Raw genomic sequence first — 11,624 nt, forward strand, 5'->3', positions numbered from 1 at the left:
GCGTCTTGAAGCGGGACCGCCCCGGCATTCGCGCGCTATAGAGAGGCCAAAGCTGGATCCCCCTCGGGATTCGTCACTTCGGGATCTGAATGTCCTCGACGGTTTTCAGGCCCGCGGCCCTGGCGATCGCCCCAACCCTGGCGGCGATCCTGGCCGCGTGCGCCGGTGTCATGCTGCTGGCTTCGGGCGCCACGCCGTCGGACCCGACGCGCTTTCTGCTTCTTCTGGCCTTCGCGCCGGACCTGCTGATCGAGATCAGCCACTTCTTCTCCTCGATCCTGGGCATTGTCCTGCTGATGCTGGCCTTTGGCCTGCGGGCGAGGCTGGGCGCGGCCTGGTGGGCGGCGCTGATCGTGCTGGCGGCCTCGGCGGTGCTGGCGATCTTCAAGGGCCTGAACTGGGAAGAGACGGCGATGCTGTCGGTCTGCTTCCTGGCCATCGTTCCGTTCCACGACGCGTTTCCGCGCAAGGCGGCCCTGACGCGGATGGAGATCACGCCGGGCTGGCTGCTGTCGGCCGGCGCGGCCATCGCGGGCGCGGGGCTGCTGGGCTGGTGGTCGTTCACCCATACCGAATTCGCCGACAAGTCGGTGATCAAGCTGTTGCAGGATCACGACGAGGCTGGACGCGCGATCCGATCCTCGGTCGCGGCCGCCGTCGTGCTGCTGGCCGTCGGCGTCTGGCGCATGATCTCGACCGCCGCCACGCCCGCCGTGGTCGACGACACCGATCCCGAGTTCGGGCGCGTCCGCGCCATCCTGGCCAAGGCCGAGGACGCCGAGCCCGCCGCCAACCTGGCCCTACTGGGCGACAAGCGTTTCCTGTTCTCCGCCTCGGGCGAGAGCTTCCTGATGTTCGGCGTGCGCGGCCGGTCGTGGATCGCCCTGGGCGCGCCTGTCGGCAAGCGCGAGGAGCGCATGGAGCTGTTCTGGCGATTCCGCGAGTTGGCCGACGCCCACGCCGCCCGCGCGGGGTTCTACGCCCTCGGTCCCGACGACCTGCCGGACTCCGTCGACCTGGGTCTGGCCATTCAGAAGACCGGCGAGAGCGCCGCCGTGCCGTTGGAGGCGTTCAGCCTGGCCGGCCGCCGCCGCGAGGTGCTGCGGCGCAACTGGCGCAAGGCCGGGGAGGGCGGGGCGGCCTTCGAGGTGCTGCCGGTCGGTGGCGCCGTGGAGATCATGGACGAACTGGCGGCGATCTCCGACGCCTGGCTGGCCCACCACGCCGGCGGCGAGAAGAGCTTCTCCATGGGCGGCTTCGACCGTCGCTACGTCGCCGAGTTCCCGGTGGCGATCGTGCGGGGCGAGGAGGGCAAGATCGTCGCTTTCGCCACCCTGTGGCTGACGGCGTCGAAGACCTCGTTCTCGATGGACCTGATGCGCTATTCCGACGAGGCGCCCAAGAACGTCATGGATTACCTGTTCGTCGAGCTCCTGCACTGGGGCAAGGACGAGGGCTATCAGGCGTTCGAGTTCGGCATGGCGCCGCTGGCGGGGCTGGATGACCGGCCGCTGGCGCCGATCATGTCGCGCGTCGGCCGGCTGCTCTACGAGCGCGGCGAGGAGATCTATAATTTCCAGGGCGTGCGGCGCTACAAGGACAAGTACGACCCCGTCTGGCAGCCGCGCTACATTGCCGCGCCTCAGAAATGGGCCATCCCTTTTCTGCTCGCCGACATCGGTCTGCTGTCCTCGGGCGGGGTTTCGGGGCTGGCCAAGCGGCCCAAGAAGGCCGCGACCTAGTAGCGCGGGGCGTTGCCGGTCTGGACGCCCAGCAGGTTCACCAGATGCACGATCATCAGCATCAGTCCGACCACGCAGACCATCATCATCGGGCGCCACGGAACCATGCGCGGGCCCTTTGAAACATCGGCCGGACGGGCTCCTCGCCATCCGAAGAACGCGGCGAGCGCGAAGAGCGCCGAGGCCGCGATGAGAGTCGTCGCCAGATCCATGGCGGCTTGTAGGCCTGCGACAATCGGCCTGGCAAATGGTTAACATGCGTTAACCCTCTTGCATTTGAAGCGCGCTACAGAACGTCAAGACTCTGTCCTGATTCCTCCACAGTGAATCGCTCGGCCACTACATCTGGCGTGTTCGTCGCGTTTACACCCTAGGAATCGGTGACTAGCGTTTTCCCCATATGCGGGGAGATCGATTCGCATGACGGCGGCTTCGCCATGGAGCGTTAAAGGGATTGATCCCAAGGCACGGGAGGTCGCCAAGGACCTCGCGCGTCGCTCCGGCATGACTCTGGGCGAGTGGCTCAATCGCATGATCATCGAGGGCGATGGTCAGCCCGCGGACACACGCGCCGCTGGCGAGGATGCTCCGAACCGCGCCTATATCGAGATCGCCAACGGCGACGCGCCCACCCGGATGGAGATCGCCGGTCACCCCGCCGACGAGGTGGGGCGCGTGGCCATCGCCCTGGATCGCCTGACTCAGCGGATCGAAGCCGCCGAAGGTCGCAACGCGGCCGCCATCACCGGCATCGACCATTCCGTCCGTGACGCCCTGACCCGCCTGGGGCAGGCCGAGCGCGAACAGATCGCCGTCGCCGCCCGCTTCGAAGGGGCGGTGGACGAGCTCAAGACCGAGCAGGCCCGCGCCGCCGAGCGGATGCGCCGCATCGAGACCGAAGCCGCCGGGCCGCGTTCGGCCGAAGCCCTGCGCGCGCTGGAAGGGGCCTTGGGCAAGGTCGCCAGCCATCTCTATGATGGCGAGGCCCGGACCCGCGAGGCGATCGCGGCCCTGGAAGCCCGCCTGAACGAACAGTCCGCCCCCGCGCCTCAGGATCCCGCCGCCGTGGTCGACGCCGTCGTGGCCCGTCTGGGCGAACGCCTGGAAGCGGCCGAGTCCCGCACCAACGAGGCCCTGCGAGAGCTGGGCTCGTCCTTCGCCGCTCTCGACAAGCGCATCGGCGCGGTCGAGGGGGCCAATCCGACCGCCGGCGTGCAGGAGCGTCTGGACAGCCTGGCCGCCAGCCTGAGCCAGAAGATGGAGGCCGCCCGTCTCGAAATGGCCGCCAAGCTGCGCGAAAGCGCGGACGGCCGCTTCGACCGCATGGAGCGCAAGCTCGGAGAGATGGCCGCGCACGTTCAGGCCGCCGAGCAGCGCTCGGCCCAGGCCATCGAGCGCATGGGCCGCGAGGTCGTGGGCGTCGCCGACGCCTTCAACCGTCGCGTCCACGCCGCCGAGACCCGTAACAGCGCCGCCATCGAACAGATCGGCGGAGAGGTGGCCCGCATCGCCTCGACCGTCGAGCACAAGCTGAACCGCGCTGACAGCGTCCAGGCCCAGGCCTTGGAAAAGCTGGGCGGCGAGATCGCTCGTATCACCGAGAAGCTGGCCGAGCGCATCGGCGCCGCCGAGCGCCGCAACGCCCTGGCGATCGACGATGTCGGCGAGCAGGTGGCCCGCGTCACCGAACGCCTGAACCAGCGCCACGAGCGTTCCAGCCAGGAACTGATCGACCGCATCCGCCAGAGCGAGGAGCGCACGGTCCGTTTGCTGGAAGAGGCGCGCGAGAAGATCGACAACCGCCTGCACGAGGCTCAGCGCAAGGTCGAGCAGGCCGCCGCCGCGCCGGCAGTCGCCGCTCCCGCGCCGGCTCCGGTCCGTCCGGCCGCGCCGGCTTCGCCGTTCGCCGTCGACGGATATGGCTTCGGCCAGGCCGCCTCGTTCAGCCATGGCGGGCCGATCGAAGAGCCGGACGACGTGTTCGACATGCCGGCGCCGGCGTCCCGCGCCCCGGCGTTCGAGGTCGCCGAGTTCCCCGCCGTCGAGCCCGAGCATCGTTCGTTCGGCCACGATGACTACGCGCTGGCCGATGGTTTCGAACCCGACCCGGAACCGGTCTACGCGGCCGAGTCCGAGATGTCGGACTTCGCGCCGGTCGAGCCGTCGCGCCCGATGTCGACGCGCGACATCATCGAGCAAGCCCGCGCCGCCGCGCGCGCCGCCGCTGCCGCCGACGCGAAGGGCGGCAAGAGCGCGAAGCCGGCCAAGAAAGACAAGGCGTCGAAGGCGGCCAAGGTCCCCGAGGAGAAGGCGCCGAGTTCGTCGCTGTTCAGCGGCTTTGGCGGCTTCGGCGTCAAGAAGCCCAAGCCGCGTCTCGGCGCGACGGTCGCCACCGTCGCGGTCGCGGTCGCCACCGCCACGGCCCTGGGCGCCGGGGTCGGCGGTCTGCTGCTGGTGAACGCCGACAATTCCAGCGCCACGCCGGCTCGAGTCGCCGAGGCCATCGCCGGCCGCAAGGCCGACGCGGTCGTCAACGCGCCCGAGGCCGACACCACGCCGGGCGCGCCGCGCGTCGCCGTGGCCATGTCGGCCCAGGCTCAGCCCGCCGATCCCGCGCGGGTCGACACCCCCCCGCCGGCCGCGGGCCAGGCCGCTGAAAACGCCAAGGCGCTGTTCGAGGACGGTGTCCGCAAGATCGAGAGCGGCGACCGCTCGGGCGTCGAGATCCTGAAACGCGCCGCCAACCTGGGCCACCCGGCCGCGCAGTTCTACCTGTCGAAGATGTACGAGAGCGGCAAGGGCGGCGTGAAGAAGGACATGGCCGAGGCGCGTCGCTGGAGCGAGCGGGCCGCCAACGCCGGCGATCCGCGCGCCATGCACAACCTGGCCCTCTACTACTTCAAGGGCGAGGGCGGTCCGCGCAACACGACCACGGCCGCGACCTGGTTCCGCAAGGCCGCCGACATGGGCCTGGTCGACAGCCAGTTCAATCTGGCCCAGCTTTACGAGCAAGGCCTGGGCGTCAGCCAGAATCCGGCCGAGGCCTACAAGTGGTTCGAGATCGCCGGCCGCTCCGGCGACGCCACCGCGCGCGGCCGCGCCGCCAGCCTTCGCAACCAGCTGACCGCCGAGGCGCAGCGCACGGCCGAACGCTCCGCCCTGGCCTTCCGTCCCCAGACCCAGGTCCAGACCGCCAGCGCGGCCGCCTCGACCGCCGCCAGCACGAACCTGGGTATGGCCCAGCGGGTGCTGTCGCAGCTCGGCTATTACCAGGGTCCGCGCGATGGCGTGCCGTCGCCGGCCCTGCAGATGGCCATCTCGGCCTATCAGCGCGACCAGGGCCTGCCGGCCAACGGTTCGGTGGACGCAGAGACCTATAAGCGCTTGTCCGTCTACGCCCGCTGATCGGGTCGCCCGGCGTCGAAGTCGTCCGGGCGAAGCCCGACCCAAGGGTTCGGAATGACCTGAAATTTCCGGTTTTTAGCCGAAAATGGTCCGTGGACCTCTGGCGTCGGGTCGGTAATAGTCGCGCTCCGGGCAGGGAGGCGGGTCTGGTCGCCTTCGAAGGAGTAACACCATGAGCCAGTCCGCGGAGGAGCGGGCGCCGGCGCCGCCGGCGGTTTGGGTCCTGGGTCTGTCGACCCTTATTCCCTTTTTCGTCACCTCGGCCCTGTTCTGCTATGGCCCCGAGAGCGTCCAGAATGGCAGCCTGACGGCCATGCTGGCCTATGCGGCGGCGATGGTCTCGTATTTCGGCGGGGTGCGGACCGGGCTGGAGATCGAGAATCCCAACCCGCGCTGGTCTGTTCTGGGCATCTCATTGCTATTCCCCTTGGCCGCGTTCGGCCTCCTGCTAGGGGAACTGATGTTCGAGCCGGCCTGGCAGTTGTCGGGCTTTCTGCTGCTCTTTTTGCTGCAATGGCTGTGGGACGTAACCAATCACGAGGGTCCGGCTTGGCGTCCTAGGATGCGCACTCTGATGACCGCTGGGGCCGCGGTTTCGCTGGCCTTCGCGCTGGAGCAGGCGCTGCACATGCCGTAAGGCGAGCGCTCTAATCCGGACGCAACGACCTTGGCCCCACCGCGTGGACGCGCCGAGGTCCCAGGGCGCCCGCCAGCATCGGTCCGGCGAACAGGTTCGAGAAGGCTTCGTCCAGAATGTTGAGCCCGCCCGTATAGGCGCCGAACGCCGGCAGGACCAGACGCTGGCCATCCGTGACGAAGCAGCGGCGGCGCGTGGTCGCCCGGCCGCTGGTGATCCTGGCGGCTGGGTGGAGGTGGCCGGCCACCTCGCCGGGCCGCGCGCCGGGTTCGGGTTCGTGGCGAAAGACCAAGCCGGCCAGGCTGGCTTCGTCAATGACCGCGCCCGGCAGGATCTTGGGGCCGTCGGCGTCGTGGTTGCCCACCGCCCAGACCAGCTCGCGCCCCATGGCCAGTCCCTCCAGCCGCCGGGCCTCGTCGGGCGCCAGCCGGGCCTCGCCGCCGCCGTCATGGAAGCTGTCGCCGAGGAACAGCAGCCGGGCGGGCGAGAGCAGGGCGATCTCGCGGTCCAGGCGGTCCAGGGTCTCGCGCGTGTCGTAGGGCGGCAGCATCTGGCCGAAGCGCGCGGCGTAGCTGCTGCCCTTCTCGAAGTGCAGGTCGGCGACGACCAGGGCGCGTTCGGTCTCCAGCCACAGGGCGCCCGACCAGCGCAGCATGACCTCGACATTGGCCAGATCGATCCGCAGACCGCCGCAGGCGGAGGGCTGAAAGCGGGTCACGGCATGGCCTCGGCGATCAGGTCTTCCTCGGCCTCGGCCAGGATCATCTCGCCGGCGGCGTCGCCTGGCGCGCGCTCGCGACCGATCTCCAGCATGATCGGCACGGCGAAGGGAGACACGCGATCGAGCGACTTGTGGCGAATATGGCCTTTCACCCGCGCCAGCATGTCGCCCAGGCGCGCGATGTCCAGCATTCCAGTGGCGGCGTCGTGTCGGGAGCAGCGCAGCATCAGGTGGTCGGGCTGGTGTTTGCGCAGCACGTCGTAGATCAAATCCGTCGAAAAGGTCACCTGCCGCCCCGACTTCTCGGCGCCGGGATGGCGACGCTCGATCAGGCCGGCGATCAGGGCGCAGTGCTTGAAGGCGCGCTTCATCATGAAGCTCTCGTCCAGCCAGGCTTCAAGGTCGTCGCCCAGCATGTCCTGGGCGAACAGCTCGTCGAGGTCCAGGTCGTCCATCGGCCGCAGGGACCAGATGTTGAGGGCGTAGTCGTTGCAGACGAAGCCCAGCGGCCCGACGCCCAGGCGATCCAGCCTTCGGGTCAGCAGCATGGCCAGGGTGGTGTGAGCCAGGCGGCCGTCGAACGGATAGCAAACCAGATGGAAGCGCTTGCCGCGCGGGAAGGTCTCCAGCAGCATCTCGCCCTCGTCCGGAATGGCCGAGCGGACCTTCTGCCAGGTCAGCCATTCCTGGACGTCCGGCGGCAAGGCGGCCCATTCGCGCTCGTCGTGCATCATCTGACGCACGCGACTGGCCAGATAGGTCGACAGCGGGAATTTCGAGCCGCCCCAGCTGGGCATCTTCGGGTCGTCGTTCGGGGCGGGCGAAACGAAGGCGTCGGCGCCCACGAGGCTGTTATAGCGCCACACCTGCCCCGCGAAGACGAAGGTGTCGCCCGGCGTCAGCTGCTCGAAATAGCCTTCCTCGGCCTCGCCGATCTTCCTGCCCCCCATCGGTCTCTTTCCGCCGCCGACGCGGATATTGATCATGCCCGGCGAGACGATGGCCCCGACGTTCATCCGATGCTGCTGCCGGGCCTGGGCGTTGCGGGCCGTCCACAGACCGTCGGCGTTCCTCACGATGCGCCGGAACTTATCGTAGGTGCGCAGGGCGTAGCCGCCGGTCGAGACGAAGTCGACGACGGTTTCGAAGTCCTCCCAGGAGAGGTCCGCGTAGGGACCCGCCGAGCGGATCTCCTGGTAGAGAGCGGTAAGCTCGAAGGGTTCGGAGCAGGCGCAGCCCATGACGTGCTGGGCCAGGACGTCCAGCGCGCCGACGCGCGGCGGCTCGCCATCCAGGTGGTTCTCCAGGATCGCGTCGGCGGCGGCGCGGCACTCCAGCATCTCGAAGCGGCTGGCCGGCACGAACAGGGCGCGGCTGGGCTCGTCCAGGCGGTGGTTGGCGCGACCGATGCGCTGCACCATCCGCGACGCCCCCTTGGGCGCGGCGAGCTGGATGACCAGATCGACGTCGCCCCAGTCGATGCCCATGTCCAGGGTCGAGGTGCAGACCACGGCTCGCAGCGCGCCGCGCGCCATGGCCGCCTCCACCTTGCGCCGCTGTTCGGCCGACAGGCTGCCATGATGCAGGGCGATCGGCAGACCCTCGTCGTTCAGCTCCCACAGGCGCTGGAAGGCGAACTCGGCCTGGAACCGGGTGTTGACGAAGACGAGGGCCGTCTTGGCGCTCTTGATGATCTCATAGACCTCGGCCATGGCGTGCTCGGCCGTATGGCCCGCCCAGGGGACGCGACCGCCGGAGACCAGCACCTCCACGACCGGTCGCGCGCCGCCCGAGCCGAGCACGAGGTCGATATTCGAGCCCCTTCCCCCCTGCGGGGAAGGGGTTGGGGATGGGGGTGTCAACTCGGAGCCGGCGCCCCCACCCCCCGCCCCCTCCCCGCGAGGGGGAGGGGAGTTGCATCCCAGCCACTTTCGCACCAGATCCGGATCATCGACCGTCGCCGAAAGGCCCACGCGCCGCATCTCCGGCGCGAAGGCCTGCAGCCTGGCCAGGCCCAGGGCCAGCAGGTCGCCGCGCTTGCTGGGCCAGATGGCGTGGGCCTCGTCGACGATCACGCACCGCAGATCGGCGAAGTATTCGCGCGCGCCTTCCCAGGCGCAGAACAGGGCCAGCTGTTCGGGCGTGGTCAGCAGGATGTCGGGCGGGCGCACCCGCTGGCGCGCCTTGCGGGCCTCGCCGGTGTCGCCGGTCCGGCTCTCGGCGACGATGGGCAGGCCCATCTCGCGGATGGGCGTCAGCAGGTTGCGCTCGACATCGACCGCCAGAGCCTTCAGCGGCGAGATGTAGAGGGTGTGCACGCCGGCCGGGGCGTTGCGCTTCGGCCGCTCGGTCAGCTCGATCAGGCTGGGCAGGAAGCCCGCCAGGGTCTTGCCGCCGCCGGTGGGCGCGATCAACAGGGCGCCGCGCCCGGCCCGGGCCTTCTCCAGCATCTCGAGTTGATGCGCGCGGGGACTCCAACCTCGGCTGGCGAACCATTGCTGAAACTTGGGAGGAAGGGCGTCGGCCGCGAGCATTGTGGCCGATATAGCATGTTCCCTTTCTGTTTCACCTGTCTTTCGCGCGCCGCGCGCCCTTGCGCGAGACGATCGATATCGCCACACCTTGAGAAGATCGAAACACGGGGTTCGGACTTGATCGGACTGGCTTTTGTTCTGGCGCTGGCTGTTGGGCAGGCGCCCGTCGGCGGGGCGGCCTCGCCGCCGGCAACCGCCAAGAGCGCCGCGCCCGCCGATCTGGCCGAGCTCACGCGCCGCGCCCGGGCGGGGGACGTCTCGGCCTACGATGCGCTGGCCCTGCGCTATCTGGACGGACCCGACGAGGACTACGACCTCGACAAGGCTCTGCACTGGCTGAAGGCCGGCGTGGCGGCCGGCGACCCGGCCAGCATGGTAGACCTGGGCGATCTCTATCTGGACGGCGAAGGTGTCGACGCCAGCGCGGCGGAGGCCGCCAAGCTCTACCAGGCCGCCGCGCGCAAGGGCTATGCCCGCGCCTACGACCGGATGGGCCTCGTCTACAGCGGCGCGGAAGGGGTCCAGGAGGACTTCGCCCAGGCGATTCGCTGGTTCCGCCGCGCCGCGGCGGCCGGCGATCGCGAAGGCATGTACGACCTGGCCAAGGCCTATCAGAACGGGCGCGGCGTGGCCGAGGACAAGGCCCAGGCCGCCGCCTGGATGCGCAAGTCCGCCGAGGCCGGGTTCGTCGACGCGCTGAACGACCTGGGAGACTTCTATTCCGACGGCTATGGCGTGGCCGTCGATCACGGCAAGGCGTTGGCGCTGTACAAGGCCGCGGCCGACCAGGGCTCGGCGACGGGCATGGCCAATGTGGCGGTGGTCTATCACAACGGCGAGGGGGTGCCCGTCGACTATGCCGAGGCGCTCAAGTGGTACAAGGCGGCCGCCAACGCCGGCGACACCGACGCCTATTATAGGATCGGCCTGATGTACGAGGCCGGCGAGGGCGTGAAGAAGAACAAGGACGCGGCCCTGGCCCTCTATCGCAAGACGGCCGAGGATCCCGACGCCGACCAGCAGGAGGAAGCCCAGGCGGCGGTCGACCGGCTGGAGGACGAGCTGGCCTCCCGCGCGCCGGTGACCTGACGCCGCGCGAACGTTCCGATTCTGTTTCGCGCGGGTTTTTGCTAACAGACTCGCGTGACCGTCTCCCCGCCGACTCTGGATCTCGCCCCCGCGCTCGTGGTGCTGCCGGGGCCGCGCGCGGGCGTGGCCGACGGAAGCGGCGAGGCGCGGATGCTGAGGGCCCCCGACGCGCGCGACCTCTTCGAGCACGGCCCGGTGCTGGTGGCCCACGCGGCCATGACCGCCCGCCGACTCAATTTGGCGCCGCCCTCGCGCGGGCCGCGACTGTTCGACGTTCTAGAGCTCCACGCCTTTGTCCGGCCGGCCGCGTTCTGCGCGCCGTCGGCGGTGGGCTTGGCCATGGCCCTGGGGCTTCGTGAACCGCACGGCGCGGCCGAGCAGGCCCAGAGCTTGCGCGAAAGCGCGGACGCCCTGCTGCGCGAACTGGCCCTGACGCCGGTCCCCTCGCGCGAGGAGGCCCTGGCCGTGGCCGAGACCTTGGCCAAGGCCGGTTGGTCCTGGGGCGCCTGGGTGATCGGCGCGCTGCGCTCGGTGCAGGCCGGCAACCAGTTCCGGGGCTCGGGCCTGGACGTCTGGGCGCGACTGACGGAATGGGAGGATCAGGCCCCGCCCGGCGAGGCCGGCTCGCGGCCGATCGATCCCGAGCGCGCCGGCCAGCGCCTGGCCGAACTGCTGCAACGCTCGGGCCTCGAGGAGGCGCGCGAGGCCCAGGCGACCTTCGCGAAGGAGGCGTCCTACGCCTTCCAGCCGCGCGAGCGCGAGGGCGAGCCGCGCATGATGCTGGCCGAGGCCGGCACCGGCGTCGGCAAGACCCTGGGCTATTTGGCCCCGGCTTCGCTGTGGGCCGAGGCCAACGGGCCGTCGGTCTGGGTCAGCACCTACACCCGCGCCCTGCAGCGCCAGATCGAGCGCGAGAGCCGCTCGATCTATCCCGACCCCAAGGAGCGAGCCCGCAAGGCCGTCGTTCGCAAGGGGCGCGAGAACTATCTCTGCCTGCTGAATTTCCAGGAGCAGATCAACGGCGCCCAGCTGGGCAACGGCGACCTGATCGGCCTGGCCCTGACCGCCCGATGGGCGCGGGCGACGCGGGACGGCGACATGACCGGCGGCGACTTTCCGGCCTGGCTGCCGACGCTTTCCGCTGTGCCGCCTTCGGCCCAGGCGAGTCCGTCGAACCTGGTCGACCGGCGCGGGGAATGCATTCACGCCGGCTGCCAGCACTATCGCATCTGCTTCATCGAGAAAGCCGTGCGGGCGTCCAAGCGGGCCGACCTGGTGATCGCCAACCACGCGCTCGTGCTGACCCAGGCGGCGTTCGACGGCGCGCGGACGGCGCGGGGTCTGAAGGGCGACAACGAGACCACCAGCCTCAAGCGCATCGTCTTCGACGAGGGCCACCACCTGTTCGAGGCCGCCGACAGCGCCTTCTCGGCCGCCCTGTCCGGCGCCGAGGCCGCCGAATTGCGCCGCTGGATCCGCGGCCCCGAAGGGCGCGG

8 protein-coding genes are annotated in these 11,624 nt (G+C 69.8%); 5 read left to right on the forward strand and 3 right to left on the reverse strand.

Annotation, left to right across the window (positions count from 1 at the left end; translation table 11 throughout):
• Nucleotides 1-89 precede the first annotated feature (89 nt).
• Nucleotides 90-1,742 (forward strand): bifunctional lysylphosphatidylglycerol flippase/synthetase MprF, encoded by a 1,653-nt coding sequence (locus tag FCU40_RS15040; protein WP_004618479.1) that lies wholly within the window; start codon nucleotides 90-92, stop codon nucleotides 1,740-1,742.
• On the opposite strand, the gene FCU40_RS15045 is transcribed toward FCU40_RS15040, so the two are convergent.
• Complete coding sequence (locus tag FCU40_RS15045) at nucleotides 1,739-1,954, reverse strand: hypothetical protein (protein ID WP_168075981.1); 216 nt, start codon at nucleotides 1,952-1,954, stop codon at nucleotides 1,739-1,741. The two genes, FCU40_RS15040 and FCU40_RS15045, sit on opposite strands and share 4 nt — an antisense overlap.
• 208 nt (nucleotides 1,955-2,162) lie before the next feature.
• On the opposite strand from FCU40_RS15045, the gene FCU40_RS15050 reads away from it, so the two are divergent.
• Both FCU40_RS15050 and FCU40_RS15055 read left to right on the forward strand, forming a co-directional pair.
• Nucleotides 2,163-5,147, forward strand: a complete 2,985-nt coding sequence (locus tag FCU40_RS15050) for a peptidoglycan-binding protein (protein ID WP_168075983.1) — start codon at nucleotides 2,163-2,165, stop codon at nucleotides 5,145-5,147.
• Between the two features lie 172 nt (nucleotides 5,148-5,319).
• A complete protein-coding gene (locus tag FCU40_RS15055) occupies nucleotides 5,320-5,784 on the forward strand; it encodes a DUF3429 domain-containing protein (protein ID WP_168075985.1) in 465 nt (154 codons plus the stop codon).
• Between the two features lie 10 nt (nucleotides 5,785-5,794).
• On the opposite strand, the gene pdeM is transcribed toward FCU40_RS15055, so the two are convergent.
• A complete protein-coding gene (pdeM, locus tag FCU40_RS15060; RefSeq protein ID WP_168075987.1) occupies nucleotides 5,795-6,502 on the reverse strand; it encodes a ligase-associated DNA damage response endonuclease PdeM in 708 nt (235 codons plus the stop codon).
• The gene (locus tag FCU40_RS15065; protein WP_168075989.1) at nucleotides 6,499-9,039 is read right to left on the reverse strand and encodes a ligase-associated DNA damage response DEXH box helicase; all 2,541 of its coding nucleotides are present in this window, start codon (nucleotides 9,037-9,039) and stop codon (nucleotides 6,499-6,501) included. The genes pdeM and FCU40_RS15065 overlap by 4 nt, the downstream gene beginning before the upstream one ends.
• 117 nt (nucleotides 9,040-9,156) lie before the next feature.
• On the opposite strand from FCU40_RS15065, the gene FCU40_RS15070 reads away from it, so the two are divergent.
• Together FCU40_RS15070 and FCU40_RS15075 are read left to right on the forward strand one after the other, a co-directional pair.
• A complete protein-coding gene (locus tag FCU40_RS15070; RefSeq protein ID WP_168075991.1) occupies nucleotides 9,157-10,128 on the forward strand; it encodes a tetratricopeptide repeat protein in 972 nt (323 codons plus the stop codon).
• 54 nt (nucleotides 10,129-10,182) lie between these two features.
• Nucleotides 10,183-11,624: ATP-dependent DNA helicase (locus FCU40_RS15075; RefSeq protein WP_168075993.1), on the forward strand; the 1,442-nt coding region annotated here is incomplete at its 3' end.

The sequence above is a fragment of the Caulobacter sp. SSI4214 genome (assembly GCF_012184455.1).
Lineage (GTDB): Bacteria > Pseudomonadota > Alphaproteobacteria > Caulobacterales > Caulobacteraceae > Caulobacter > Caulobacter vibrioides_E.

Bases quoted from the DNA above. Each gene is read 5' to 3' on its own strand.
- FCU40_RS15040 (WP_004618479.1), top strand. From the start codon at position 90: ATGTCCTCGACGGTTTTCAGGCCCGCGGCCCTGGCGATCGCCCCAACC.
- FCU40_RS15045 (WP_168075981.1), bottom strand. From the start codon at position 1,954: ATGGATCTGGCGACGACTCTCATCGCGGCCTCGGCGCTCTTCGCGCTC.
- FCU40_RS15050 (WP_168075983.1), top strand. From the start codon at position 2,163: ATGACGGCGGCTTCGCCATGGAGCGTTAAAGGGATTGATCCCAAGGCA.
- FCU40_RS15055 (WP_168075985.1), top strand. From the start codon at position 5,320: ATGAGCCAGTCCGCGGAGGAGCGGGCGCCGGCGCCGCCGGCGGTTTGG.
- FCU40_RS15065 (WP_168075989.1), bottom strand. From the start codon at position 9,039: ATGCTCGCGGCCGACGCCCTTCCTCCCAAGTTTCAGCAATGGTTCGCC.